At 61.2% G+C, this 24720-nt stretch carries 25 protein-coding genes; 14 read left to right on the forward strand and 11 right to left on the reverse strand.

Annotation, left to right across the window (positions count from 1 at the left end):
• The first annotated feature begins 219 nt into the window (after positions 1 to 219).
• Positions 220 to 1326 carry an enoyl-CoA hydratase/isomerase family protein gene (locus ACM6I7_RS20465; protein ID WP_346650201.1) on the forward strand — a complete coding sequence of 369 codons (1107 nt, stop codon included), beginning with the start codon at positions 220 to 222 and terminating at the stop codon, positions 1324 to 1326.
• 3 nt (positions 1327 to 1329) lie between these two features.
• Positions 1330 to 2481 carry an acyl-CoA dehydrogenase family protein gene (locus ACM6I7_RS20470; RefSeq protein WP_096796063.1) on the forward strand — a complete coding sequence of 384 codons (1152 nt, stop codon included), beginning with the start codon at positions 1330 to 1332 and terminating at the stop codon, positions 2479 to 2481.
• 106 nt (positions 2482 to 2587) lie between these two features.
• Here ACM6I7_RS20470 and ACM6I7_RS20475 read toward each other — a convergent pair whose 3' ends face one another.
• The 5 genes from ACM6I7_RS20475 to ACM6I7_RS20495 all read right to left on the reverse strand — a co-directional run bounded on the left by ACM6I7_RS20475 (position 2588) and on the right by ACM6I7_RS20495 (position 8294).
• Positions 2588 to 3361: an enoyl-CoA hydratase gene (locus tag ACM6I7_RS20475; RefSeq protein ID WP_098963986.1), complete on the reverse strand. Its 774-nt coding sequence runs from the start codon at positions 3359 to 3361 to the stop codon at positions 2588 to 2590.
• A 15-nt stretch (positions 3362 to 3376) separates the two neighbouring features.
• Positions 3377 to 4504, reverse strand: coding sequence for an acyl-CoA dehydrogenase (locus ACM6I7_RS20480; protein WP_096796065.1), 1128 nt, complete (start codon positions 4502 to 4504; stop codon positions 3377 to 3379).
• A gap of 142 nt (positions 4505 to 4646) precedes the next feature.
• The gene (locus tag ACM6I7_RS20485; protein ID WP_131670396.1) at positions 4647 to 5840 is read right to left on the reverse strand and encodes an acetyl-CoA C-acyltransferase; all 1194 of its coding nucleotides are present in this window, start codon (positions 5838 to 5840) and stop codon (positions 4647 to 4649) included.
• Positions 5841 to 5852: 12 nt separating this feature from the next.
• Complete coding sequence (locus ACM6I7_RS20490; RefSeq protein ID WP_414889163.1) at positions 5853 to 6614, reverse strand: SDR family NAD(P)-dependent oxidoreductase; 762 nt, start codon at positions 6612 to 6614, stop codon at positions 5853 to 5855.
• Positions 6615 to 6629: 15 nt separating this feature from the next.
• Positions 6630 to 8294: an AMP-binding protein gene (locus ACM6I7_RS20495; protein WP_414889164.1), complete on the reverse strand. Its 1665-nt coding sequence runs from the start codon at positions 8292 to 8294 to the stop codon at positions 6630 to 6632.
• Between the two features lie 81 nt (positions 8295 to 8375).
• On the opposite strand from ACM6I7_RS20495, the gene ACM6I7_RS20500 reads away from it, so the two are divergent.
• Positions 8376 to 8696: a hypothetical protein gene (locus ACM6I7_RS20500; RefSeq protein ID WP_414889165.1), complete on the forward strand. Its 321-nt coding sequence runs from the start codon at positions 8376 to 8378 to the stop codon at positions 8694 to 8696.
• A 21-nt stretch (positions 8697 to 8717) separates the two neighbouring features.
• Here the strand turns inward: ACM6I7_RS20500 and ACM6I7_RS20505 are convergent, their stop codons facing one another.
• Positions 8718 to 9734: an AraC family transcriptional regulator gene (locus ACM6I7_RS20505; RefSeq protein ID WP_096796069.1), complete on the reverse strand. Its 1017-nt coding sequence runs from the start codon at positions 9732 to 9734 to the stop codon at positions 8718 to 8720.
• A gap of 290 nt (positions 9735 to 10024) precedes the next feature.
• On the opposite strand from ACM6I7_RS20505, the gene efeU reads away from it, so the two are divergent.
• The 4 genes from efeU to efeO (ACM6I7_RS20525) are packed head-to-tail and all read left to right on the forward strand — an operon-like array spanning position 10025 to position 14253.
• Complete coding sequence (efeU, locus tag ACM6I7_RS20510) at positions 10025 to 10879, forward strand: iron uptake transporter permease EfeU (protein WP_414889166.1); 855 nt, start codon at positions 10025 to 10027, stop codon at positions 10877 to 10879.
• Between the two features lie 8 nt (positions 10880 to 10887).
• Positions 10888 to 12087 (forward strand): iron uptake system protein EfeO, encoded by a 1200-nt coding sequence (gene efeO / locus ACM6I7_RS20515; protein WP_414889167.1) that lies wholly within the window; start codon positions 10888 to 10890, stop codon positions 12085 to 12087.
• A 17-nt stretch (positions 12088 to 12104) separates the two neighbouring features.
• Entirely contained in the window at positions 12105 to 13403 is a 1299-nt protein-coding gene (efeB, locus tag ACM6I7_RS20520) for an iron uptake transporter deferrochelatase/peroxidase subunit (RefSeq protein WP_414889168.1), read from the forward strand.
• A 25-nt stretch (positions 13404 to 13428) separates the two neighbouring features.
• Positions 13429 to 14253, forward strand: coding sequence for an iron uptake system protein EfeO (efeO, locus tag ACM6I7_RS20525; RefSeq protein WP_414889169.1), 825 nt, complete (start codon positions 13429 to 13431; stop codon positions 14251 to 14253).
• A gap of 123 nt (positions 14254 to 14376) precedes the next feature.
• On the opposite strand, the gene pssA is transcribed toward efeO (ACM6I7_RS20525), so the two are convergent.
• Complete coding sequence (gene pssA / locus ACM6I7_RS20530) at positions 14377 to 15720, reverse strand: CDP-diacylglycerol--serine O-phosphatidyltransferase (RefSeq protein ID WP_115989828.1); 1344 nt, start codon at positions 15718 to 15720, stop codon at positions 14377 to 14379.
• A 214-nt stretch (positions 15721 to 15934) separates the two neighbouring features.
• Here pssA and ACM6I7_RS20535 point away from each other — a divergent pair, with 214 nt between their 5' ends.
• On the forward strand, positions 15935 to 16498 hold the full coding sequence (locus ACM6I7_RS20535; RefSeq protein ID WP_096796073.1) for a TetR/AcrR family transcriptional regulator: 564 nt from the start codon (positions 15935 to 15937) through the stop codon (positions 16496 to 16498).
• A 56-nt stretch (positions 16499 to 16554) separates the two neighbouring features.
• On the forward strand, positions 16555 to 17034 hold the full coding sequence (locus ACM6I7_RS20540; RefSeq protein WP_115989829.1) for a DUF1348 family protein: 480 nt from the start codon (positions 16555 to 16557) through the stop codon (positions 17032 to 17034).
• 121 nt (positions 17035 to 17155) lie between these two features.
• Here the strand turns inward: ACM6I7_RS20540 and sfnG are convergent, their stop codons facing one another.
• Complete coding sequence (sfnG, locus tag ACM6I7_RS20545; protein WP_414889170.1) at positions 17156 to 18238, reverse strand: dimethylsulfone monooxygenase SfnG; 1083 nt, start codon at positions 18236 to 18238, stop codon at positions 17156 to 17158.
• 357 nt (positions 18239 to 18595) lie between these two features.
• On the opposite strand from sfnG, the gene ACM6I7_RS20550 reads away from it, so the two are divergent.
• Positions 18596 to 19375, forward strand: coding sequence for a TSUP family transporter (locus ACM6I7_RS20550; protein WP_007963422.1), 780 nt, complete (start codon positions 18596 to 18598; stop codon positions 19373 to 19375).
• On the opposite strand, the gene nudC is transcribed toward ACM6I7_RS20550, so the two are convergent.
• The 3 genes from nudC to ACM6I7_RS20565 all read right to left on the reverse strand — a co-directional run bounded on the left by nudC (position 19343) and on the right by ACM6I7_RS20565 (position 21986).
• Entirely contained in the window at positions 19343 to 20173 is an 831-nt protein-coding gene (gene nudC / locus ACM6I7_RS20555; RefSeq protein WP_414889171.1) for an NAD(+) diphosphatase, read from the reverse strand. The two genes, ACM6I7_RS20550 and nudC, sit on opposite strands and share 33 nt — an antisense overlap.
• A gap of 6 nt (positions 20174 to 20179) precedes the next feature.
• On the reverse strand, positions 20180 to 20992 hold the full coding sequence (locus ACM6I7_RS20560; RefSeq protein WP_027611976.1) for a crotonase/enoyl-CoA hydratase family protein: 813 nt from the start codon (positions 20990 to 20992) through the stop codon (positions 20180 to 20182).
• A 220-nt stretch (positions 20993 to 21212) separates the two neighbouring features.
• Positions 21213 to 21986, reverse strand: a complete 774-nt coding sequence (locus ACM6I7_RS20565) for a methyltransferase domain-containing protein (protein WP_414889172.1) — start codon at positions 21984 to 21986, stop codon at positions 21213 to 21215.
• Between the two features lie 175 nt (positions 21987 to 22161).
• On the opposite strand from ACM6I7_RS20565, the gene ACM6I7_RS20570 reads away from it, so the two are divergent.
• The 4 genes from ACM6I7_RS20570 to pncA all read left to right on the forward strand — a co-directional run bounded on the left by ACM6I7_RS20570 (position 22162) and on the right by pncA (position 24675).
• Positions 22162 to 22695, forward strand: a complete 534-nt coding sequence (locus tag ACM6I7_RS20570; protein ID WP_097089691.1) for a tetratricopeptide repeat protein — start codon at positions 22162 to 22164, stop codon at positions 22693 to 22695.
• 63 nt (positions 22696 to 22758) lie between these two features.
• Positions 22759 to 23244 (forward strand): sigma-70 family RNA polymerase sigma factor, encoded by a 486-nt coding sequence (locus ACM6I7_RS20575; RefSeq protein WP_221303486.1) that lies wholly within the window; start codon positions 22759 to 22761, stop codon positions 23242 to 23244.
• Positions 23241 to 23999 carry an anti-sigma factor family protein gene (locus ACM6I7_RS20580; RefSeq protein WP_097089690.1) on the forward strand — a complete coding sequence of 253 codons (759 nt, stop codon included), beginning with the start codon at positions 23241 to 23243 and terminating at the stop codon, positions 23997 to 23999. The genes ACM6I7_RS20575 and ACM6I7_RS20580 overlap by 4 nt, the downstream gene beginning before the upstream one ends.
• A 49-nt stretch (positions 24000 to 24048) precedes the next feature.
• The gene (gene pncA / locus ACM6I7_RS20585; RefSeq protein ID WP_097089688.1) at positions 24049 to 24675 is read left to right on the forward strand and encodes a bifunctional nicotinamidase/pyrazinamidase; all 627 of its coding nucleotides are present in this window, start codon (positions 24049 to 24051) and stop codon (positions 24673 to 24675) included.
• Positions 24676 to 24720: the final 45 nt, after the last annotated feature.

Here is a 24720-nt window from a genome sequence, read left to right on the forward strand (position 1 = left end):
CAGGAGCTGTCGAGTGCAACGAGGCTGCGATCTTTCAAGATCAAAAGATCGCAGCCTTCGGCAGCTCCTACATCAGCGGATAGCGATTTTCCCTAAGGTAAAAACGCAAACTCCCCCTGCACATATCCCGGTTGTACACGGCAAATTTGCACTGTTACGATCCGTCAACGCTCGCGCGCGAGCTTCTCGAATAAAGACAATAAAAGCAGGGAGTTAGTGATGACTGCTCAGGCTTCATCCCCGCGGACGCCGTCCATGGATGCCACGCCAGACGAAGTGCTGGCCGAGGTTCGCAATCACATCGGTCACCTGACCCTCAACCGCCCCGCCGGTCTCAACGCCATCACCCTCGACATGGTTCGTCAGTTGCAGCAGCAACTCGATGCCTGGGCGACTGACGCCAGCGTGCACGCCGTGGTGCTGCGCGGTGCCGGTGAGAAGGCGTTCTGCGCCGGTGGCGACATTCGTTCGCTGTACGACAGCTTCAAAAGCGGCGACACGCTGCACGAAGATTTCTTCGTCGAGGAATACGCCCTCGACCTGACGCTTCATCATTACCGCAAACCGGTGCTGGCCTTGATGGACGGTTTCGTCCTCGGCGGCGGCATGGGCCTGGTGCAAGGCGCGGATCTGCGGGTGGTTACGGAAAAGAGCCGGCTGGCGATGCCGGAAGTGGCGATCGGTTATTTCCCCGATGTCGGCGGCAGCTATTTCCTCTCGCGGATTCCCGGTGAACTGGGGATCTATCTGGGCGTCAGCGGCGTGCAGATTCGTGCGGCCGATGCGTTGTACTGCGGGCTCGCGGACTGGTTTGTCGACAGCAGCAAACTGTCGAGCCTCGACGAACAACTCGATCACCTGGAATGGCGCGACACGCCGCTCAAGGATCTGCAGGGCCTGCTGGCGAAAAACGGCGTGCAAACCCTGGCCGATGCACCGCTGGAGAAACTGCGCCCGGCCATCGACCACTTCTTCGCCCTGCCGGACGTGCCGAGCATCGTCGAGCAACTGCGCGCGGTCACCGTCGCCGACAGCCATGAGTGGGCGACCACCACCGCTGACCTGCTGGAGACCCGCTCGCCACTGGCGATGGCCGTGACCCTGGAAATGCTCCGTCGCGGTCGGCACTTGAGCCTGGAACACTGTTTCGCCCTCGAACTGCATCTGGATCGCCAGTGGTTCGAACGCGGCGACCTGATCGAGGGCGTGCGCGCCCTGCTGATCGACAAAGACAAGACACCACGCTGGAACCCGCCGACCCTTGCTGCGCTGGACGCCGGGCATGTCGCGAGTTTCTTCCACGGTTTTACTGAGAGCGGGAGCTGAGCCATGCACGATCTCGAACTGACTGAAGAGCAAGTGATGATCCGCGACATGGCCCGGGACTTCGCCCGTGGTGAAATCGCGCCCCATGCGCAAGCCTGGGAAAAGGCCGGCTGGATCGACGACGCGCTGGTGGCGAAGATGGGCGAACTCGGTTTGCTCGGCATGGTGGTGCCCGAGGAATGGGGCGGCACTTACGTCGATTACGTGGCCTATGCGCTGGCGGTGGAAGAAATCTCTGCCGGCGACGGCGCCACCGGTGCGTTCATGAGCATCCACAACTCGGTGGGCTGCGGGCCGGTGATGAATTACGGCAGCGAAGAACAGAAAAAGACCTGGCTGGCGGATCTCGCCAGTGGCCAGACGATTGGCTGCTTCTGCCTCACCGAACCGCAGGCCGGTTCCGAAGCGCACAACCTGCGCACCCGCGCCGAACTGCGCGACGGCCAGTGGGTGATCAACGGCGCCAAGCAATTTGTCAGCAATGGCAAGCGGGCGAAACTGGCGATCGTGTTTGCAGTGACCGACCCGGATCTGGGCAAGAAAGGCATTTCCGCGTTCCTGGTGCCTACCGACACCCCAGGTTTCATCGTCGATCGCACCGAACACAAGATGGGCATCCGCGCCTCCGACACCTGCGCGGTGACCCTGAACAACTGCAGCATTCCCGAGGCCAATCTGCTCGGCGAGCGCGGCAAGGGTCTGGCGATTGCCCTGTCCAACCTCGAAGGCGGCCGAATCGGCATTGCTGCGCAAGCCTTGGGCATCGCTCGGGCGGCGTTTGAGGCGGCGCTGGTGTATTCCCGCGATCGCATCCAGTTCGGCAAGCCGATCAACGAACACCAGAGCATCGCCAACCTGCTGGCCGACATGCACATGCAAATCAACGCGGCGCGCTTGATGATCCTGCACGCGGCGCGCCTGCGCACGGCGGGCAAACCGTGCCTGTCGGAGGCCTCACAGGCCAAACTGTTCGCCTCGGAAATGGCCGAAAAGGTCTGCTCCTCGGCGATTCAGATTCATGGCGGGTATGGGTATCTGGAAGACTATCCGGTCGAGAAGTACTACCGCGATGCGCGGATTACCCAGATCTACGAGGGGTCGAGCGAGATTCAGCGGATGGTGATTGCTCGGGAGCTGAAGAACTATCAGTTGTAACGCCAAAAGCTTCGCGAGCAAGCCCGCTCCCACATGGGATCTGTGTCGTACACAAATCCACTGTGGGAGCGGGCTTGCTCGCGAAGGCGTCAGTCAGCTCAGCGCATTATTTGCCCTGAAACTCCGGCGTCCGCTTGGCCACAAACGCCGCCATGCCTTCCTTCTGATCCTGCGTGGCAAACGCCGCATGGAACACCCGGCGTTCGAAGCGCACGCCTTCAGTCAGGTTGACCTCAAAGGCGCGGTTGACGCTTTCCTTGATCATCATCGCAATCGGTAGCGATTTACTGGCGATCACCGCGGCGACTTTCAGCGCCTCGTCGAGCAGTTCATCACTCGGCACGATCCGCGCAACGATGCCGCAGCGTTCGGCTTCCACCGCATCGATCATCCGCCCGCTGAGGCACATTTCCATGGCCTTGGCTTTGCCCACGGCGCGGGTCAGGCGCTGGGTGCCGCCCATGCCCGGGAGCACGCCGAGGTTGATTTCGGGTTGACCGAATTTGGCGTTGTCACCGGCCAGGATGAAGTCGCACATCAGCGCCAGTTCGCAGCCGCCACCGAGGGCAAAGCCGTTGACCGCAGCAATGATCGGCTTACGGCGGTTGGCCACACGGTCGCTGTCGCTGAACAGATCATCCATGTAGATCTGCGGGTAGGTCAGTTCGGCCATTTCCTTGATGTCGGCGCCGGCGGCGAAGGCTTTCTTCGAACCGGTGATGACGATGCAACCGATGTTCGCATCCGCTTCCAGACCATCGAGGGCATGGTTCACTTCGCTGACCAGTTGCGCGTTCAAGGCGTTCAGCGCCTGTGGGCGGTTGAGGGTGATCAGGCCGACGCGGCCGTGGTTTTCCAGCAGAATCGTTTCGTAAGTCATGGGCAAGATTCCTTGTCAGAGATTGCGCGAAATAACCATGCGCTGAATGTCGCTGGTGCCTTCGTAGATCTGGCACACGCGCACGTCGCGGTAGATGCGCTCCAGCGGGAAGTCGTTGAGATAACCGTAACCGCCCAGCGTCTGCAACGCCATTGAGCAAACCTTCTCGGCCATTTCCGAGGCGAACAGTTTGGCCATCGAAGCCTCGACCAGCGCCGGCTGACCGCTATCGCGCAGGGCCGCGGCGTAATGCACCATTTGCCGGGCGACGGCGATCTGCGTGGCCATGTCGGCGAGACGGAAGGCCACGGCCTGGTGCTCGATGATCGGCTTGCCGAAAGTGTCGCGCTCACGGGCATAGTCGCGGGCCGCTTCGAACGCAGCGCGGGCCATGCCCACCGCTTGCGAGGCGATGCCGACCCGCCCGCCTTCGAGGTTGGCCAGGGCGATCTTGTAGCCTTCGCCCTCTTCGCCCAAGCGATTGGCGACCGGCACCTTCACGTCTTCAAACAGAATCTGGCAGGTGTCCGAGGCGTGCTGGCCGAGCTTGTCTTCGACCCGGGCGACTTTGTAGCCGGGCGAATCGGTGGGCACGATGAACGCCGTGATCCCGCGTTTGCCGGCACTCGGATCGGTCACCGCAAACACGATCACGATCCCGGCGTTCTGCCCGGAAGTGATGAACTGTTTGCAGCCGTTGAGCACGTAGTGCTCACCTTCCAACCGTGCGCGGGTTTTCAGGCTGCTGGCGTCGGAACCGGCCTGCGGTTCGGTCAAGGCGAAGGCGCCGAGCATGGCGCCGCTGGCCAACGGTTTGAGGAAGCGTTCGCGCTGGTCGTCGTTGCCGAACTTGAGAATCGGCACGCAGCCCACCGAGTTGTGCACGCTCATGATGGTCGAGCAGGCGCCGTCGCCGGCGGCGATTTCTTCCAGGGCCATGGCGTACGCCAGGTAGCCGGTGTCACAGCCGCCCCACTGCTCCGGCACGAGCATGCCGAAGAAGCCCAGTTCGGCCATCTCGCCGATGGCTTCCTTGGGGAAACGATGCTCGCGATCCCACTCGGCGGCGAACGGTTTCAGCCGTTCCTCGGCGAACTGCCGGGCCATGTCGCGGATCTGGGTTTGGTCTTCGTTGGGAATCATGGTGAATCCTTAAATCCGGGTTACCACACAGAACCCCTGTGGGAGCGAGCCTGCTCGCGAAAGCGGTGTGTCAGTTAAGCAAACATTGACTGACACGACGCCTTCGCGAGCAGGCTCGCTCCCACACGGATTGGCGTTTGTTTCAATAAACGCATTCCACGGCCATCGCCGTGGCTTCACCGCCGCCGATGCAGATCGCCGCGATCCCGCGTTTCAGGTTTTTCTGGCGCAGGGCCGAGAGCAAGGTCACCAGAATCCGCGCGCCCGAGGCACCGATCGGATGGCCCAGCGCGCAGGCGCCGCCGTGCACGTTGAGCTTGTCGTGGGGAATTTCCAGGTGGGTCATCGCCGCCATCGCCACCACGGCGAACGCTTCGTTGATTTCGAACAGATCGACCTCGTTCAACGCCCAACCAGTCTTCTTCACCAGCTTTTTGATCGCGCCAATCGGTGCCACCGGGAACAGGCCCGGCGTGTCTGCAAACGCCGCGTGACCATGAATCACCGCCAGCGGTTTAAGCCCGAGTTTCTGCGCTTGCGACTGGCGCATCAGCACCAGTGCCGCCGCACCGTCGGAGATCGAGCTGGAGTTGGCCGCCGTCACCGTGCCGCCTTCGCGGAACGCCGGTTTCAGCGAGGCGACTTTGTCCAGTTTGGCTTTCGGCGGCTGCTCGTCGTTGCTGATCAGCAGTTGTTCTTTGCCGACGGTCACGGTCAGCGGCACGATCTCGGCTTTGAAGCTGCCGTCCTTGATCGCCTGCTGGGCGCGGGTGGTCGAAGCGATGGCAAACGCATCCTGGGCTTCACGGCTGAAGTCGTTGGTTTCGGCGCAATCCTCGGCGAAGGTGCCCATCAGACGGCCCTTGTCGTAGGCGTCTTCGAGGCCGTCGAGGAACATCGAATCGAGCACCCGGCCATGGCCCATGCGGTAACCGGCGCGAGCACGGTCGAGCAGGTACGGCGAGTTGGACATGCTTTCCATGCCACCGGCGATCACCACATCGGCGCTGCCGGCCAGCAGCATGTCGTGGGCGAGAATGGTGGTTTCCATGCCCGAGCCGCACATTTTGTTGACGGTGGTGCAGCGCGTCGATTTATCCAGCCCGGCACCCAGTGCCGCCTGCCGCGCCGGCGCCTGACCGAGGCCGGCCGGCAATACGCAACCGAACAACACTTCATCAACCGCGTCGCTGGCAACCCCGGCGCGCTCAACCGCTGCCTTGATCGCGGCAGCACCGAGTTGCGGCGCGGTGAGGCTTTTCAGTTCGCCCTGAAAACCGCCCATAGGGGTGCGGACGGCGCTGACGATAACAATCGGATCGTTGGCAATAGTCATGACAAATCCTCCTTACTTGGCGGCCATGCGCAAGGCGCCGTCGAGACGGATCACCTCACCATTGAGCATGCTGTTTTCGATGATATGCCGAACCAGCGCGGCGTACTCGGCAGGTTTGCCAAGACGCGGCGGGAACGGCACGCCAGCGGCCAGCGACTCGCGCACTTCCGGGGTCATGCCGGCCATCATCGGGGTTTCGAAAATGCCCGGGGCGATGGTCATCACGCGGATGCCGAAGCGTGCCAGTTCACGGGCGGCTGGCAGGGTCAGGCTTGCGATCGCGCCTTTGGAGGCGGAATACGCGGCCTGACCGATCTGGCCGTCGAACGCAGCGACCGAAGCGGTGTTGATGATTACCCCGCGCTCGCCATCGGCATTGGCTTCGCTCTCGGCGATGGCCGCAGCCACCAGTCGCAGCATGTTGAAGCTGCCGATCAGGTTGACGTTGATCACCTGGGCAAAACTCGACAGCGCATGCGGGCCGTTCTTGCCGAGGATCTTTTCGCCACGGACGATACCGGCGCAGTTGACCAGACCGTTGAGGCTGCCAAAGGCTTTCACCGTCGCCTGCACCGCAGCTTCGGCAGCGGCTTCATTGCTGATATCGGCCACCACACTTTGCGCGCCAAGGCGCTGAGCCTGGGCGGCTACCGCTTCGGCATTCATGTCCACCAGCATCACTTTGGCGCCGGCACTCACCAGCAATTCAGCGCTGGCCGCACCCAGGCCGGAGGCGCCGCCGGTGACGATAAAAACCTTGTTCTCGATCTGCATGACTGACTTCCTGATTCAAGCTGAAACGTTGTGCGCCGCGGCCTCTTGAGCCTTGGCGATTTCCTGGTTGCGCAAGATAAAGCGCTGCAATTTGCCGCTTGGGGTTTTCGGCAATTCGCTGACAAATTCGATTTCACGCGGGTACGAATGCGCGGCCAGACGCTTGCGCACGTGTTGCCGCAGCTCTTCGGCCAGCGCCGGTTCGGCGCGGTATTGCGGGTTGAGCACGACGAAGGCCTTGACCAGTTCGGTGCGCTCCGGATCCGGCTTGCCGACCACGGCGGCTTCGACCACCGCCGGGTGTTCGATCAGCGCGCTTTCGACGTCGAACGGGCCGACGCGGTAGCCAGAGGTGGTGATCACGTCATCACTACGGCCGACGAAGCTGATGCTGCCGTCCGGGTTCCATTCCACCGTGTCGCCGCTGAGGTAGTAATCGCCGACGAAGGCTTTGGTCGGCACGCCCTCGTAGCCGCCGAACCAGCACATCGGCGACTGGGTGCGGTCGATGGCGAGAATGCCCGGCTGGCCGACACCGAGTTCGTTGTAGTGCTCGTCGAGCACCACGATGCGATGGCCCGGCGAGGCGAAACCAGCGGCGCCGAGGTGGATCGGGTGCTGCAGACCGTGGTGGTTGCACAGGACCATGCCCAGTTCGGTCTGGCCGTAATGGTCGTGAATGACTACGCCGAGGTTGTCGGCGAACCAGCGGATCACTTCCGGGTTGAGCGGCTCGCCGGCGCTGCTGACGATCCGCAACTTGCCCTTGATCGACTTGGCGAACTCGTTGCCACCGGCAATCAGCAAGCGGTACGCGGTCGGCGAGCCAGTGAGGTTGGTGATGCCGTATTTGTTGATCACCCGGCAGGTGCTTTCGAGAGTGAACGGGCCATCGTAAAAGGTGATCGGATGGCCCATCGACATAGGGCCGGTGACGCCGAAATAGATGCCGTAGGCCCAGCCCGGATCGGCGACGTTCCAGAACGAATCTTCGGGACGCAGATCTACCGCGTCGCGGGTGTAGCTCTGGAACGCGACGATCGCCTTGAGCGGCACCGACAGTGCTTTCGACGGGCCGGTGGTGCCCGAGGTGAACATCAGCAGGAACGGATCTTCGCCGCTCAGCAGCACCGGCTCGCAAACGCTGGAATAGTTGGCCAGCTCGGCCCAGAAACTGAAATCGCCACGGACGATGCCCTGGCCCTTGGCGCCGCCGACGGTGACGATGGTCGGGCATTCGCTGACTTCAGCGAGTTTCGGCCGGTTGACCGCGTCGGTGACTACCACCTTGGCCCCGGAACTGTTCAGGCGATGCTCGATGGCTTTGGGGCCGAACGCGGTGAACAGCGGCTGATACACCGCGCCGATGCGCCAGGTGGCGAACACGGTGATGAGCAATTCGATGTTGCGTGGCAGCAGGCCGGCGACCTTGTCGCCCTTCTGCACGCCTTGTTCGCGAAGGAAATTGGCGAAACGCGCGGCTTGGTCTTGCAGCTCGCTGAAGGTGTACGTGGCACTCGCGCCGTCGCGGCCCTCCCAGAACAACGCAATGCGCCCCGGCAAGGCGTGGCGGTCGCAACATTCGACGCAGGCGTTGAGCGCCTCCAGCGTGCCGCTGAGCGCAGCGTCCACGGTGTGCTGATAGTTGAACTGTTCGGTGGCAGACAAGTAATCGCGCATTGCCAGAATCCCTCGGTGTTTTTATTAGGCTGGGAACCGTAAACAACACAGGGATAGTCGCGCTGCGGCGCGGAGGCGGCAATGGTCAAAGCCATCAAAGTGGCTGACTGGTTTGGCCAAGGTTCGAGAGATGTACAGGCTGGACTGACGCCTTCGGGAGCAAGCCCCCTCCCACAGGGAATTGCATTTCACAATGAGGGATCAGCCACAAAAGCAAGGGAGGCTGCAATCACAGAAGGAATGCATTTCAAATGGAAGGCCACCTGGGTAAGCCAGGCAGGCTGCACATCACAGGAACAATGCATTTCAAATGATGGCCACCTGAGCAATCCAGGCAGGCTGCAAATACCAGGAAAAATGCATTTCAAATGTGGGAGGGGGCTTGCTCCCGAAGAGGCCTGATCAGGCTACAAACAATCCGGATCAGACCGCTTCATTAAGGATCAGCGTGCGGTAATGCCCAGGATTGGACCCCGACCACTTGCGAAACGCCTTGTAGAACGAGCTCGCATCGGCAAACCCCAGCCGCGTCGCGATTTCGACGAAACTGATCGACGGCTCCGCCAGCCAGCTGATTGCCAGTTCCTTGCGCACGCTGTCCTTGAGCCCCTGATAGGTCTGCCCTTCCTCGGACAAACGTCGGCGCAGGGTCGAGGCGGACATGCACAGCTGTTGCGCCAGCGCCTCGGTCTCCGGCCACTGTTCGGCGGGTAGCTGCCGCAGGTCCTGTTTGATCCGGCTGGCGAGGCTTTCCGGGTCGCGGTATTTCACCAGAATGTTCGCCGGCGCATGGGCCAGAAAGCGTTTCAGTTCTTCGGCCGTACGCTTGATCGGCAGGTCGAGGCAGTCAGCAGCAAAGATCATCCGCGTGCGCGGACGCTCGAAGCGCAGGTTTTCCGAGAACATTACCCGGTAGTCGTCGCAGAAATCCGGCTCGGCGCAGCGCAGTTCGATCGCCAGAATCGGAATCCGCCGCCCCGCCAGCCAACAGGCCACGCCGTGGACGATCATCCAGTAGGTGAAATAGGTAAACGCCCGACGCGGCTCGGGATCGTCTTCGAACAGGACGATTTCCGCCAGGCTCTGCTGATGCGCCAATTGCGCGGGCATTTTTTCCAGCATCAAGGAGAGGAAATTCAGGCCCATGCCCAGACCGGTGGCCAGCGTCGGTTGCGCCATGGCGCTGCGGCAAAGGAACTCAAGACTGCCGGACTTGAGCTTGCGTGGGTCCATGCCGAAGAACTCGTCATCACCGCGCCGGGCCAGCAAGCGCCAGAGTCTGGCGTATTGCGAGGCCGGCACCCGCCCCTGTTCGCTGTGCAGCAGGGCCGGTGCAATCCCGACCTTGTTCAAGACTTCATCCGTGGCCACGCCCGGGGCACAACTTTGCAGCAGCGCTTCACGCACCAGTTGAACGGCAATGGTGTCTTTTTCCGACATGGAGCGAGGCAGACCTTGTTGTTTTCGAGTGAGTGGCATCTTAACGCAGGATGCGAATTCAGCACGAATCCCCTGTGGGAGCGGGCTTGCTCGCGAAGGCGATGTGTCAGCAACATCCTTATCGACTGACGCGCCGCCTTCGCGAGCAAGCCCGCTCCCACAGGGATTTGTGCGTGGCAAAAAACAGGTTGTTCAGCTTGCGTTCAGGTTTATGTCAATCATTGTCATGTGAGAATGGTTGTCATTATGTTACAACTTGTAACTTCTTCGAATGACTTAGTGGACACCGAATGCTCGTTCCCTTTCTGATCATGTTGCGCGAAGGCATTGAAGCCGCGCTGATCGTTGGCATCATCGCCAGCTACCTGCAACAGACCGGTCGTGGCCAGTGGATGCCGGCAGTGTGGATCGGCGTCTTCCTCGCCGCTGCGCTGGCGCTGCTGGTCGGCGGTGGCCTGGAACTGGTCAGCGCCGAATTCCCACAGAAACAGCAGGAATTGTTTGAAGGCATTGTCGGACTCGTCGCGGTGGGCATTCTCAGTTCGATGGTGTTCTGGATGCGCAAGGTTGCGCGCTCGATCAAGCATTCGCTGCAAGCCTCGCTCGATCACGCCCTGACCTCGTCAAAGCATCAGGTGATCGCGCTGATCGCCATGGTGTTCTTCGCCGTGGCTCGCGAAGGCCTGGAAACCGTGTTCTTCCTGCTCGCCGTGTTCCAGCAGAGCGAAGGCCCGGGCGCGCCGATCGGTGCCCTGCTCGGCCTGGTGCTGGCGATTGTTGTCGGCTTCCTGATCTACAGCGGCAGCATGCGCCTGAACCTCTCGGCGTTCTTCAAGTGGACCGGGTTGTTCATTCTGGTGGTCGCCGCCGGGATCCTCGCCAATTCGGTGCAAGCTCTGCATGAAGCCGGCGCGTGGAACCACCTGCAAACCGTGCTGTTCGACTTCAGCGCGACGCTGCCGATGGACGGCCCGCTGGGTTCGGTGCTGGCCGGCATGTTCGGGTATCAGGATGCGCCGACCGTCAGCACTCTCGGTGCGTACCTGATCTATCTGGTGCTGGCGCTGGTGATGTTTTTCTACCCCGCCGCGCCGGCCTCGAGCGCTGACGCCGCCGGCAAATCGTCTTCCGTTTCCAGCCAATAAGGGCCTCCATGTCAAAGCCTAATACTCCTCAGGCCTCGCCTCCCCGCGCCTTGCGCTGGGCGGTGGCCGGTTCGGTGGTCGTGATGATCGCCGCCGGTGGCCTGTTCTACTACGCCTCGAAAATGGCCGCGGCCAAGCGTCAGCACAATCATGACGAAGTGGTGGTCAACATCAACGCGCACAGCTGTGATCCGAACGAGCTGACGGTTCCTGCCGGCCGCGCCAGTTTCCGCATCGTTAACCGTTCTGACCGGGCGGTGGAGTGGGAAATCCTCGACGGCGTGCTGGTGATCGAAGAGCGCGAAAACATCGCGCCGGGCCTGAGCCAGGTGATCAACGCCAATCTGCAGCCCGGCGACTATGCGATCACTTGCGGTCTGCTGAGCAATCCACGTGGCGTACTGCACGTAACGCCGACTGCGGCTTCCGATGCTGCCGCCAAGGCCAAGCCATCGATGGTCGCCTTCGTCGGGCCGCTGTCGGAGTTCCGCGTGTATCTGGCGACGCAGGGCAGCGCGCTGATCAAAGCCGTGACCGCGCTGAATCAGGCGATTGCCGGCGGCGACCTGGCCCAGGCACAGGCGCTGTACCTGCCGGCGCGTGCCGCTTACCAGCGTCTGGCACCTGCCGCGCAACGGCTGGCCGAACTGGACAACAGCATCAATGCCCGCGCCGATTACTTCGAAAAACGCGAACAGGATCCGGCCTTCGTCGGCTTCCACCGCGTCGAATATGCACTGTTCCAGCAACGCAGCCTCGACGGCTTGAACCCGGTCGCCGAGCGCCTGCTGGCCGACGTCACCACGCTCAAGCAACAACTGCTGGCCCAATCGCTGCCACCGGAGCAACTGGTGAGCATCGTGGTGCGCAACCTCAACACCCTGGCCGACGTGCGTGCTGCCAGCGGTGAAGAGGAACGCTACAGCCACGCCGATCTCAACGGCTTCGCCAGCAACCTGGAAACCGCGCACAAAGTCGTCGAGCTGCTGCGGCCGATGCTGACCAAGTCGGCGCCGGATCTGCTGCCGAAAATCGACGCGGCGCTGAGTGATTTCGACAGCGTACTGAACAGCTTCAAGGTCAAGGACGGCTACGCCACTTACGACATGGTCAGTGGCGAACAACGCAAACAGATCGCCGACAAGGCTCAGGCCCTGGCTGACGCTCTGGATGGCATCGATCCCGCCCTCGGCCTTTCCGGCCTGTAAGCAGAAGACGAATACCGATGAAAGAATTGCAAAACCTCGATCTGCAACGTCGCCGCCTGCTGATGGGCATGGGTGTCGCCGGCGTCGCACTGGCCGGTTCGGCCCTGAGCTGCCCGGCCATGGCGGCAACCCCGGCGCAAGTCACCGAAGCGCCGAGCAGCGACAAGACCGAAGACCGCCACGATTTCCACGGCGTGCACCAGACCGGGATCGTCACCCCGCGTCCGGCGTCCGGCATGTTCGTGTCGTTCGACGTGCTGGCTAGCGATCGCGAAGACCTTGAGCGGCTGTTCCGTACCCTCAACGAGCGCATCGCGTTCCTGATGAAGGGCGGCCCGGTGGCGCAGATCGACCCGAAACTGCCGCCGCCGGATTCCGGCATCCTCGGCCCGGTGGTGACCCCGGACAACCTGACCATCACCGTCTCGGTAGGCGAATCGCTGTTCGACGAGCGCTTCGGCCTGGCCGACGCCAAACCGAAGCGCCTGCAACGCATGGTCGGCTTCCCCAACGATGCACTGGAGGCCGATTGCTGCCACGGCGATCTGAGCCTGCAATTCTGCTCGAACACCGCCGACACCAACATTCACGCCCTGCGCGACATCGTCAAGAACCTGCCGGACCTGCTGCTGGTGCGCTGGAAACAGGAAGGCAGCGTGCCGCCGCAAGCTCCGGCGAAACCGGGTGTGCCGGCGCAATCGGCGCGTAACTTCCTCGGTTTCCGCGACGGCTCGGCCAACCCCGATTCAAACGATGCCAGGGCCATGGACAAGATTGTCTGGGTGCAACCGGGCAGCGATGAGCCGGCGTGGGCGGCCCACGGCAGCTATCAAGCGGTGCGGATCATCCGCAATTTTGTCGAGCGCTGGGATCGTACGCCGTTGCAGGAACAGGAAAGCATCATCGGCCGGGTCAAGACCACGGGTGCACCGATTGGCGCCAACCATGAAACCGAAGTCCCGGATTACAGCAAAGACCCGGAAGGCAAACTGACCAAGCTCGACGCACACATTCGCCTGGCCAACCCGCGCACCGCCGCGAGCCAGGCCAACCTGATCCTGCGCCGGCCGTTCAACTACTCCAACGGCGTGAACAAGAACGGCCAGCTCGACATGGGCCTGCTGTTCATCTGCTATCAGGCCGACCTTGAAAAAGGCTTCATCACCGTGCAGACCCGGCTCAACGGCGAGCCGCTTGAGGAATACCTCAAACCGGTCGGCGGCGGTTACTTCTTCACCCTTCCGGGTGTCACCGGCGACAAGGATTTCATCGGTCGCTCGCTGCTCAACGCCACCCAACCCAAAACAGCTGCCTAACCATAAAAAACCTCGGAGCCGCTCCATGAAAAAGTCGTCACTCGCGTTACTGCTGACCCTCGGTTTGCTCAACACCCCGCTGTCGGCGTTCGCCGCGACGGCGCCACTGGATCTGGTCGGCCCGGTGTCGGACTACAAGATCTACGTCACCGAGCAACTGGATGAACTGGGCAGCCACACCAAACAATTCACCGATGCGGTGAAAAAAGGTGACCTGGCCACCGCGCAAAAGCTCTACGCGCCGACCCGCGTCTACTACGAGTCGATCGAGCCGATTGCCGAGCTGTTCAGTGACCTTGATGCGTCCATCGACTCGCGCGTCGACGACCACGAAAAAGGCGTGAAGGCTGAAGACTTCACCGGTTTTCACCGCATTGAATATTCGCTGTTCTCGGAGAAAACCACTGAAGGCCTGACCGCTCTGGCTGAGAAGCTGGACAGCGACGTGAAAGACCTGCAGACCCGCGTCGCCGGCCTGACCTTCCCGCCGGAGAAAGTTGTCGGTGGTGCGGCTGCTCTGCTGGAAGAGGTTGCCGCGACCAAGATCTCCGGTGAAGAAGACCGTTACAGTCACACTGACCTGTATGACTTCCAGGGCAACATCGACGGCGCGAAGAAAATCGTCGACCTGTTCCGTCCGCAGATCGAAAAACAGGACAAGGCGTTTGTTGCCAAAGTCGACAAGAACTTCGCCACCGTGGACAAGATCCTTGCCAAGTACAAGACCAAGGACGGTGGTTTCGAGACTTATGACAAGGTGAAGGACAACGATCGCAAGGCGCTGGTTGGCCCGGTCAATACCTTGGCGGAAGATCTGTCCACATTGCGTGGCAAGCTGGGTCTGAACTGATTGATGTAGAGGCCTTAAGTGCCCCATCGCGAGCAGGCTCACTCCTACAGTTGGAATGCATTCCCCTGTAGGAGTGAGCCTGCTCGCGATAGCGGTTTTAACCGCACCGAATAATCTGAAAGTTTACAAAATCCGGTACAGCAACCGCTCAATCCGCACCCGACTCACACGCTTCAAAAACTTCGCCACCCCCGCCGGGTACTCCGGCAGAGTCTCCAGGTTCTGGAAGCTGGCAATCCGCGTGGTGTTGCGGAAGATCTCTTGCTGCTCCTTCGCCCGTGGCTCAAGCCACTCGCCTTGCGGATCATCGATCAACAGCGCGTTTTCCAGGTCGAGGCGGAACGCCCGTGGATTGAGGTTGTTGCCGGTCAGCAGCGTATAGCGCTGGTCGACCCACATGCCCTTGAGGTGATAGCTGTTGTCGCCGTCACGCCACAGATGCAGGTTCAACTGGCCGCTGTCGATGTTGCGCTGATGCCGCTTGGCAAAACGCCGCAGGCTGATTTCGTACAGATACGGCAGCGCCGCAATCACCTTGAACGGCTCGCTCGGCGGAATGTAGAAATCGTTGGCCGTCTTGTCGCCGACCACGATGTCGATCTTCACCCCACGGGCCAGCGCGCGGTTGACCTCGCGGATGATCGGCAGTGGCAGATTGAAATAAGGGGTGCAAATCGTCAGCTGCTGTTGCGCACTGGCGATCAACTCGACAATCACCCGGTTCAACGGGTTGTTCTTGCCCACGCCCAGCAGCGGACTCACCGATAGGCCGGTGTGCGCCGTGCTGCCGGCGCTGGTGTCGTACGCCGCATATTTGAGGCGGCTGCGCAGGTCGCCGATGTCGTTGCGCAGGCTGCGGGTGGTCGGCAGGTTCGGCAGGTCGAGGCGATGCACAGCCTTGGATTCGATCAGGCCGTGCTTGACCAGATGATGCATCGAATCCGCCAGTTCGCGGCTGTGCAGCACGTGGTAGCGGTCGAAACGGTACTTGTCGAACTTGTGCAGGTAGACGTTGTTCAGGCTCGCACCGCTGTAAACCACGCAATCGTCGATCACGAAGCCTTTCAGATGCAGGACGCCGAACAGTTCGCGGGTCTGCACCGGCACGCCGTAGACCGGCACTTCACTCTGATGGGTGCGGGTCATTTCCTGGTACCACGCCGAGTTGCCCGGCTGTTTGCCGGCACCGATCAACCCGCGCTGGGCGCGCAGCCAGTCAACCACCACGACGATCTCCAGCTCCGGGCGCTTGAGCTTGGCGGCGTGCAAGGCATCGAGGATTTCCTGACCGGCCTCGTCGTGCTGCAGATACAGCGCAACGATGTAAATGCGCCGGGTCGCCTCGGCGATTTTCTCCAGCAGGCAACGACGGAACTCGGCGGCGCCGGACAGAATGGTCACGGCCTCGGCAGTCAGCGGAAAGCTGCGCAGTTTGGGCAGCAAAGAGCGTTTGAAAAGCAACGGCATAGGGCTCGCAATGGTCGAATCCGAAGAACCCGAGAGCTTACACCATCAACCGGTTCGGGTCTTGTTACTGTCTGTAATGCCCCCTTCGCGCGCAGGCTCGCTCCCACAGTGGATCGCATTTCAAATGTGGGAGCGGGCTTGCTCGCGAAAGCGGTATCGCAGACACAAAAATAACTGCTTGACAAAGGAGAACGATCGTTCTACTGTTGGCCGCATGAACGAAATCACTGACACCTCGACCCGCGACATCATTCTGGATGTCACCGAAAAGTTGATCTACAAAAGTGGCATCGCGGCCACCGGCATGGATCTTCTGGTGAAAACCGCCGGCGTCTCCAGAAAAAGCATCTACCGCTACTTCGCCAACAAGGAGGAGCTGACCGTCGCCGCCCTGCAACGCCGCGATGTGCGCTGGATGCACTGGTACCGCAGCGCCGTCGATCAGGCCGAAACCCCGGCCGACCGCCTGCTCAACCTGTTTACCGTGCTCAAAAGCTGGTTCGCCTCGGAAGGCTTCCGTGGCTGTGCTTTCATCAATACCAGTGGCGAGACCGGTGATCCCGAAGACCCGGTGCGCCAGGTCGCCAAAGACCACAAACAGAAGCTGCTCGACTACCTGTGCGAGCTGTGTACCGAACATGGCGTCGAAGATCCGCAACGTCTGGCCAGACAATTGCTGATCCTGATTGACGGCGCCATTACCGTAGCGCTTGTGATGGGTGATCACAGTGCCGCTGATAATGCGCAATGCATGGCGCGTAAGTTATTGGACCTGTAACGCCTTAAATAAGCCTCAACCGTTGTTTAATCGTTAATTAGATCGGGAGACTGAAAATGTCGACTGCTGCCCAAGTGCGTCCGCCTTTACCGCCGTTCAATCGTGAATCGGCTATCGAAAAAGTACGTCTGGCCGAAGATGGCTGGAACTCCCGCGATCCCGAGAAGGTTTCGCTGGCCTACACCCTCGACACAAAATGGCGCAACCGCGCCGAGTTCGCCAACAACCGCGAAGAAGCCAAGGCCTTCCTGACCCGTAAATGGGCCAAGGAACTCGACTACCGCCTGATCAAGGAACTCTGGGCCTACTCTGACACGCGGATTGCCGTGCGCTACGCCTATGAATGGCGCGACGATTCGGGCAACTGGTTTCGTTCCTACGGCAATGAAAACTGGGAGTTCGATGAGCACGGCCTGATGTTCCAGCGCTATGCCTGCATCAACGACATGCCGATCAAGGAAAGCGAGCGCAAGTTCCATTGGCCGCTGGGTCGGCGTCCGGATGATCATCCGGGGCTGTCGGAACTGGGTCTCTAGTTCACATAGATCGAAAATGTGGGAGCGGGCTTGCTCGCGAAAGCGGTTTGTCAGTTACATGAATATTGACTGACACGACGCCTTCGCGAGCAAGCCCGCTCCCACATTGGTTTTGTGGTGGTCAGGCTACTGCGGCAGTCTTTTCAGCCTCCAGCTCTCGCACCAACGGCAACACCCGCTTGCCGAAATACTCCACCTCCTCCTGAAAGTGCAGAAACCCCGCCAACACCAGATCCACCCCCACCGCTTTCAGCGCCACAATCCGCTCGGCAATCTGCTGTGGCGTGCCGATCAGGTTGGTCTTGAAGCCGTCGTTGTACTGCACCAGATCCTCGAACGTCGATTTCGCCCAGTTGCCCTCACCCTCCGGTGATGCCCTGCCCGCTTGCTTCGCTGCGTCACCAAAGGCGTTAACCGCTTCCGGGTCAGCCTGGTCGATGATCTGCGCCAGTACCGCGCGCGCTTCTTCTTCAGTGTCGCGAGCGATGACAAAGGCGTTGACGCCGATCTTCACCGAATGCTTGTTGGCCGCCGCTTTGGCCCGGATGTCATCGACCTGCGCCTTGATCCCTTCGACACTGTTGCCGTTGGTGAAATACCAGTCCGAAACCCGCGCGGCCATGTCCCTTGCCGCACGGGAACTGCCGCCCTGGAAGATTTCCGGGCGGCCCAGCGGTTTCGGTTTGAGGGTGTAATTGTCGAAGCGGTAGAAGTCGCCGCGAAAGCTGAAGTTGTCCTGGCTCCAGATGCCGCGCAGCGAGCGGATGAATTCCTCGGAACGCCGGTAGCGCTCGTCGTGTTCCAGCCAATGTTCGCCGATGGCCTGGAATTCGCCCTTGAACCAACCGCTGACGATGTTCACCGCAATCCGGCCGTTGGTGAGTTGATCGATGGTCGCCAGTTGCTTGGCTGCCAGCGCCGGTTGCCATGGCCCCGGCAGAATCGCCGCGATCACCTTGAGTTTGCTGGTGGCGGCCAGCAGCGCATGACTGAACGCCACCGACTCATGCTGGAACTCGGCACCGTAACCGGCGGTAAAGCGGATCTGCGTCAGGGCGTACTCGAACCCGGCCGCTTCGGCGAGTTGCGCGAGTTTGCGGTTGTAGTCGATGCCCCAGTCGGTTCGCTGCTCGATCTTGCTGACCACCAGGCCGCCACTGACGTTCGGCACCCAGTAGGCGAATTTCACGGCTTGCTTGCTCATTGGCGTGTCCTCGGGACATTGGGAAGGTCAATGGGACAGAGCAGCAAGCGTGCCAGCGTCCAGAGGGCCGGTTTTATTGGGCTTGAGGCTGATAGAGTTGCATTGTTGGAGGGTGATTTGTTGTCGAGGTGTTGGGTGGGCAACAGTTGAATAGGCGGTGCCTGAGCTGGCCTCATCGCTGGCAAGCCAGCTCCCACAGGTTTTCGGTATGTTCGCAAAATTTGTGTTCACTAGAGATCTCTGTGGGAGCTGGCTTGCCAGCGATGGCGCTTTACGGGTCGCCGCAACACTTGGAAATGAGTAACATGTCAGCCCTTCCCCGCAGCCCTTCTGCGCCCTGCCGAATAAGCCGACTCCATGCCTTTCGAACTCAGCGTTGACCTCACCACCCTGGCCGTTCTGGCCCTTGTCGCTTTCATTGCCGGTTTCATCGACGCCATTGCTGGCGGCGGCGGTCTGTTGACCACCCCGGCGCTGCTCACTGCCGGCCTGCCACCGCATCTGGTGCTGGGCACCAACAAACTCAGTTCGACGTTCGGCTCGGCCACCGCCAGTTTCACCTTCTACCGACGCAAACTGTTCCACCCTCGACAGTGGATGCACGCGATCGTCGGCACCCTGGTCGGCGCGCTCACCGGTGCCGTCGTCGCGCACTACCTGCCGGCGGAATGGCTGAACAAGATGCTGCCGGTGATCGTCTTCGCCTGTGGCCTGTATCTGTTGTTCGGCGGCACGCCCAAAGCGCCGCTGGACAGCGACGCACCGATCAAGAAGAAATGGCAATCGACCCAAGGCTTCAGCCTCGGCTTCTACGATGGCGTGGCCGGCCCTGGCACGGGTGCGTTCTGGACGGTCAGCAGCCTGCTGCTCTACCCGATCGACCTGGTCAAGGCCAGCGGTGTGGCGCGCAGCATGAACTTCGTCAGCAACATCGCGGCGCTGTCGGTGTTCGTGTTCTCCGGGCAAGTGGATTGGATCATCGGCCTGAGCATGGGCCTGTCGGTGATGGTCGGCGCATTCTTCGGGGCGCGCACCGCGATCAGCGGCGGCGCCAAGTTCATTCGTCCGGTGTTCATCACCGTGGTATTGGGTTTGACCGTGCGCCTAGCCTGGCAACACTGGTTCAGCGTGACCTAAGCGGCGCGCCACGTAGACGTCGATCAGGTACCGGGCAATCGATTTTGACGCCGGCAACGGCGGCAGATCGTGCACGTTGAACCACTGTGCGTCCTCGATCTCGTCCTCCTGACAGACGATCTCGCCCCCGGCGTATTCGGCATGGAAGCCGAGCATCATCGAATGCGGGAACGGCCAGCACTGGCTGCCCATGTACTGGATGTTCTTCACTTCGATGCTGACTTCCTCGCGTACTTCGCGAATCAGGCAATCCTCCGCCGACTCGCCCGGCTCGGCGAACCCGGCCAGCGTGCTGTAGACCCCGGTGACGAAACGCGGTGAACGCGCCAGCAGGATCTCGTCGCCACGGGTCACCAGCACGATCATGCTCGGCGAAATCCGCGGGTAACTGCGCAGGTCGCACGGCTGGCAATACATCGCTCGCTCGCGCGGCACCTGGGTCATCGCCTGCCCACAGTTGCCGCAGAAGCGATGTTCACGCGCCCAGGTGCCGATCTGCGCGGCATAGCCCAGCACCTTATAGACGGTGTGATCGCCTTCGAGCATGAACGCCCGCAGACCTTTCCAGTTGCAGCCCGGCATGTCGCTGGAGCTGTGCAATTCCAGCAGATACACCGGCTCGCCATCGAGATGGCCGATGCCGTGTTCGGTGAGGACTGACAGGTCTTGACGCTTGAGCCATTCCCGCGGAAACAGTGCGCCGTTGTCATCGAACAGAAAGCCTTCGGGGCTGCGCGCCACGGCCCAGCCGCCGGGTTGATCGGTGTCCAGTACTGCAGTGGTCCAGCGAGCTGTCATGGTTTCTCAATCCAGAAATTCGGGTTTCTGTTTACTCATATGGGCGGCCATGGCCACGCGCAAGTCGGTGGATTGCAACATGGCGGCGTTCCAGGTGGCAACGTATTCGAGGCCGTCGTCGATGCGATGGTCGCGCATGTAGCTGATCATTTCCTTGGTGCCGGTGACCGCGATTGGCGATTTGCTGGCGATCTCGCGAGCAATGTCCATCACGCCTTCGAGCAGCAGCTCCTTGTCAGCGTAAACGCGATTGACCAGACCGATGCTGCGCGCTTCATCTGCGCCGAAAGTGCGCCCGGTGTAAGCCAGTTCACGCAGCATGCCGTCCCCGATGATCCGTGGCAACCGTTGCAAAGTGCCAACATCGGCGGCCATGCCGATATCGATTTCCTTGATCGAGAACTGCGCGTCTTCGGCGGCGTAGCGCATGTCGCAGGCGGCGATCAGGTCGATGGCGCCACCGAGGCAGTAGCCCTGAATCGCCGCCAGTACCGGTTTGCGGCAGTTGTCGACGGCGTTGAACGAGGCTTGCAGGGTGAGGATCTTGCGCCGCAGCAGGCGCGCATTACGGCCGACGTCCTTGCCCAGTTCATTGGCGACGCCGGCGAGCATCATCAGGTCGATGCCGGAGGAAAAGTGTTTGCCGTTGCCGCTCAGCACCACCACCCGCACTTCATCGGTGTCATCGATCCACTGGAAAATCTCGACGATCTCGCTCCAGAACGCGGCGTTCATCGAGTTGATCTTTTCCGGGCGATTGATCTGCACATGCGCGATGTTGTCGGCCAGTTCGACGCTGAAGGCGGTGTATTGAGTCATGGCAGTGATCCTTTACCGGGCTGAAAATGAGGCCCGAACTATAACAAGGCATCACGATGGCGGTTCGGCCAAATGCGGGACTGGGTCGAGAGATGCAGTGTCAGGGCTGGCCTCTTCGCGAGCAGGCTCGCTCCCACATTGATATTCGGTGAACGCAGTTCTGCATTCACCACCGATCCTTGTGGGAGCGAGCCTGCTCGCGAAGGGCTGCACCGCCGATCTAACCGCCCTTCACCGCCACATAAGCCGCCGTCTCATAAGGCACCGTCAGCACATGCCGCCCACGCAACGCCGGCTCCGAGGCAATCAACGCGCGAATCTGCTCATCAACCCTGTCGCGCTGCGCCTGCGGCAAGGCCGCAATGAAACTGGTGGAGCGCACCCGATTGAAGATCACGTCCTCGGGCGAGCCGGTGTGTCCATGATGAAACTGCTGCAACTGCAACGGCCCGAACGCCGGATGCGGAAACACCTCGCGCCATAGACCGGTGTAATAACGTGGCGTATCACCTTCCAGAGCATTGACGATCGCGTCGAGTTTCGGCACCCAGCTGACTTGCGTATCGCGCAGGTTCCAGATCAACCCAAGCTTGCCGCCAGGCTTGAGCACGCGGGCGATTTCCGTCAGGGCTTCCGGGGTCGCGAACCAATGGAACGCCTGCGCGCAGACCACTGCATCCACCGACGCGTCAGGCAGTGGCAGATCGGTCGCGGTACCGCTCACCGCCAACGCCTGCGGCCAGGCCGCGGAAAGTTTTTCCAGCATCTGCGCCACCGGTTCCACGGCGATCACCTGCGCGTCGGTGGCCGCCAGCCGTCCGGTGAACTTGCCGGTGCCGGCGCCCAGATCGATGACGGTCTTGTGACTGTCCAGACCCAACGTCTGGGTCAGCCACTGACTGACCTGCGGCGGGTAGTCCGGGCGGCCCTTGATGTAGGTGTCAGCGGCAGTCTTGTAGCCGGCAGCAGCGGAGTGATGGACCTGATCTTTCATGGCAGTTCCTCGTGTGTCAGCGCCGGGGCATGGCAAAGCGCTGGATGGACGGCGGGCGTAGCCGAGCATAACGCCGCGATTTGCGCGTACCTTGAACAGAGCCTGACAAAGCAATGAATAAAATGCCGGGCTGTGGTGTTCAAAGTGAAACATAACCCTCTGTGGAGCCTTGCCCATGACTATCCGTTCCGTTATGTTCGCCGCCCCGCTGCTGCTGGTCACCGTGTTGTCCGCATCGATGGCGTTTGCCAACGGTGATGAAAGCGCGCCCGTGCAGAAGCCCAACTGCCCCAAAGGCCAGGTCTGGGACAGCAAATCACAGAAATGTGTGCTGCAGACCAGCAGCGCCGTACGGGATGTCGATCGCACCGACTATGCCTACCGATTGGCCAAGGACGGTCGCTACGAAGAGGCCCTGGCCCTGCTCGACACCCTGCAACAACCGAACACCGCCAAAGCCCTCAACTATCGCGGTTACGCCACGCGAAAACTGGGGCGTACCGATGAAGGCATCGGCTATTACCTGCAATCGGTGAAACTCGATCCGCAGTACGCGCAAGTGCGTGAATACCTCGGCGAAGCCTATGTGATCAAAGGTCGCGTCGACCTGGCGCAGGAGCAATTGCAGCAGATCAAATCGATTTGCGGCACCGCCTGCGAGGAATACCAGGACCTGGCTGAAGCCATCAACGATTCATCGAAAACCTGACATAGATAAAGGAACGCCATCATCGTCAGCGATCAGGCATTCAGAGCGGAACTCGGACAGCATCTGGCGCGTTTATGGCGCTACGGCCTGTTGCTGTCGCGTAATCGGCACGTGGCCGAGGATCTGGTGCAGGCCACGTGTGTGCGGGCGCTGGAACGTGTCGGCCAATATGTGGCCGGCACGCGCATGGATCGCTGGCTGCTGAGCATCTTGCATTCAATCTGGCTCAACGAAGTGCGCGCCCGCCGGGTGCGTCAGGGCGCCGGTCAGGTCGATGCCGACGCGCAACTGGCCTTCGATGGCGAATACGCCGCGCAGACTCATGTGATGGCGGCGCAGGTGATCCGCCGGGTCGATGCGTTGCCGGAGACCCAACGCGAAACCGTGTACCTGGCCTATGTCGAAGGCCTGTCCTACCGCGAAGTCGCCGAGATCCTGCAAGTGCCGATCGGCACGGTGATGAGCCGTCTGGCCACCGCGCGACTGAAACTGGCTGAATATCCGCCCCTGCAAGCCGTGCCGAAAACCACCGGAGGTGACCACCCATGAACAGGCCCTCCGACGAACAACTGGTGGCCTACCTCGATGACGAGCTGGACCCCGCGTATCGCAGCCAGCTCGACAGCGCGATTGCCGACGACCCGTTGCTCAGCCTGCGCGTGCAATGGTTCGAACGCAGCAGCCTGCCGTACAAGGATGCCTATGACGAACTGGCGCAACAGGCACCGCTGGAACGTTTGCAGGCGCGCCTCGATGCCATCCCCGCCCCTCAGCAGCCAGGCCTGAGCAGACGCTGGTTCATCGGTGCGGCCGCCGCGAGTCTGCTGGCGGGCGGCGTGTTGGCCGATCGCCTGTTTCTCGCCTGGCAAACGCAGCAAACGCATAACTGGCGCGCCCTGGTGGGCGACTACATGGCACTGTATGTGCCGCAAACCCTCGATCACCTGCCCAGTGACGAAGCCAGCCAGCGATCGCAACTGCGTGCGGTAGATGCACGCTTGGGGCTGAGTCTGTCGCCGGCACTGGTGAAGTTGCCGGGCGCCGAACTCAAGCGTGCACAAATGCTCGAGTACGACGGTGTGCCGATTGCGCAACTGACCTATCTCGATGCGAAACACGGGCCGCTGGCCTTGTGCGTGACTCGCTCCAACAGTGGCAGCCAGCCTTTGGCGCACGAACGGCGCCACGAAATGAACGTGGTGTACTGGACCGAAGGTGAGCATGCGTGGATGTTGATCGGGCACAACCCGGCGCCGGCGCTGGAAGACCTGGCAAAACACCTGGTCGACAAGCTGGGCGCGTGAGTGCCGCTCCACTATGCTGAGCGGGTGATTATCCAAGGAGGAAGCCCCGATGCAGATTTCACCCCGCACCGCCCTGCTGGTCATTGACGTGCAGAACGACTTCATCCCCGGCGGCCAGTTGGCCGTGCCCGAAGGCGATCAGATCGTGCCGCTGATCAATCGCCTCGGTGGCCTGTTCAAACAGGTGGTGATTGCCCAGGACTGGCACCCAAGCGGCCACGCGTCCTTTGCCTCAAGCCACCCCGGATACCAGCCTTACGAGGTAATTCAGTTGCCCTACGGCGAGCAGGTACTCTGGCCGGAGCATTGTGTGCAAGGCACTGCCGGCGCCGAGTTTCACCCCGAGCTGAACCTGCCGCACGCGCAACTGATCATCCGCAAGGGCTGTAATCCGGACATCGACAGCTATTCGGCGTTTCTCGAAGCGGACCGGCGCACCACCACCGGTCTGGCCGGTTATCTGAAGGAGCGCGGTATCGACACGGTGTACATGGTCGGTCTGGCGTTGGATTTCTGCGTGATGTTTTCTGCGCTGGATGCACGGGCGGCGGGGTTCAACGCGTTCGTGGTGCTGGATGCCTGTCGTGCCATTGACAGGGATGGGTCACTGGCAGCGGCGATGGAGCGGATGCAGACGGCCGGGGTTGGCTTGATTCAGTCGAACCAACTGATCTGACCAACACAACCCCCCTGTGGGAGCGGGCTTGCTCGCGAAAGCGGT

The sequence above is a fragment of the Pseudomonas sp. IT-93MI4 genome (genome assembly GCF_949767635.1).
In the GTDB taxonomy this organism is placed as follows: domain Bacteria; phylum Pseudomonadota; class Gammaproteobacteria; order Pseudomonadales; family Pseudomonadaceae; genus Aquipseudomonas; species Aquipseudomonas putida_A.

Coding starts and splice junctions, on each gene's coding strand:
- ACM6I7_RS20470 (WP_096796063.1), top strand. CDS start 1,330: ATGCACGATCTCGAACTGACTGAAGAGCAAGTGATGATCCGCGACATG.
- ACM6I7_RS20560 (WP_027611976.1), bottom strand. CDS start 20,992: ATGACTCAATACACCGCCTTCAGCGTCGAACTGGCCGACAACATCGCG.
- ACM6I7_RS20565 (WP_414889172.1), bottom strand. CDS start 21,986: ATGAAAGATCAGGTCCATCACTCCGCTGCTGCCGGCTACAAGACTGCC.
- ACM6I7_RS20550 (WP_007963422.1), top strand. CDS start 18,596: ATGCCTTTCGAACTCAGCGTTGACCTCACCACCCTGGCCGTTCTGGCC.
- ACM6I7_RS20485 (WP_131670396.1), bottom strand. CDS start 5,840: ATGACTATTGCCAACGATCCGATTGTTATCGTCAGCGCCGTCCGCACC.
- ACM6I7_RS20495 (WP_414889164.1), bottom strand. CDS start 8,294: ATGCGCGATTACTTGTCTGCCACCGAACAGTTCAACTATCAGCACACC.
- ACM6I7_RS20570 (WP_097089691.1), top strand. CDS start 22,162: ATGACTATCCGTTCCGTTATGTTCGCCGCCCCGCTGCTGCTGGTCACC.
- efeU (WP_414889166.1), top strand. CDS start 10,025: ATGCTCGTTCCCTTTCTGATCATGTTGCGCGAAGGCATTGAAGCCGCG.
- sfnG (WP_414889170.1), bottom strand. CDS start 18,238: ATGAGCAAGCAAGCCGTGAAATTCGCCTACTGGGTGCCGAACGTCAGT.
- ACM6I7_RS20535 (WP_096796073.1), top strand. CDS start 15,935: ATGAACGAAATCACTGACACCTCGACCCGCGACATCATTCTGGATGTC.
- ACM6I7_RS20475 (WP_098963986.1), bottom strand. CDS start 3,361: ATGACTTACGAAACGATTCTGCTGGAAAACCACGGCCGCGTCGGCCTG.
- nudC (WP_414889171.1), bottom strand. CDS start 20,173: ATGACAGCTCGCTGGACCACTGCAGTACTGGACACCGATCAACCCGGC.
- ACM6I7_RS20490 (WP_414889163.1), bottom strand. CDS start 6,614: ATGCAGATCGAGAACAAGGTTTTTATCGTCACCGGCGGCGCCTCCGGC.
- ACM6I7_RS20505 (WP_096796069.1), bottom strand. CDS start 9,734: ATGTCGGAAAAAGACACCATTGCCGTTCAACTGGTGCGTGAAGCGCTG.
- ACM6I7_RS20500 (WP_414889165.1), top strand. CDS start 8,376: ATGGTCAAAGCCATCAAAGTGGCTGACTGGTTTGGCCAAGGTTCGAGA.
- ACM6I7_RS20465 (WP_346650201.1), top strand. CDS start 220: ATGACTGCTCAGGCTTCATCCCCGCGGACGCCGTCCATGGATGCCACG.
- ACM6I7_RS20540 (WP_115989829.1), top strand. CDS start 16,555: ATGTCGACTGCTGCCCAAGTGCGTCCGCCTTTACCGCCGTTCAATCGT.
- efeB (WP_414889168.1), top strand. CDS start 12,105: ATGAAAGAATTGCAAAACCTCGATCTGCAACGTCGCCGCCTGCTGATG.
- efeO (WP_414889167.1), top strand. CDS start 10,888: ATGTCAAAGCCTAATACTCCTCAGGCCTCGCCTCCCCGCGCCTTGCGC.
- ACM6I7_RS20580 (WP_097089690.1), top strand. CDS start 23,241: ATGAACAGGCCCTCCGACGAACAACTGGTGGCCTACCTCGATGACGAG.
- pncA (WP_097089688.1), top strand. CDS start 24,049: ATGCAGATTTCACCCCGCACCGCCCTGCTGGTCATTGACGTGCAGAAC.
- pssA (WP_115989828.1), bottom strand. CDS start 15,720: ATGCCGTTGCTTTTCAAACGCTCTTTGCTGCCCAAACTGCGCAGCTTT.
- efeO (WP_414889169.1), top strand. CDS start 13,429: ATGAAAAAGTCGTCACTCGCGTTACTGCTGACCCTCGGTTTGCTCAAC.
- ACM6I7_RS20480 (WP_096796065.1), bottom strand. CDS start 4,504: ATGATTCCCAACGAAGACCAAACCCAGATCCGCGACATGGCCCGGCAG.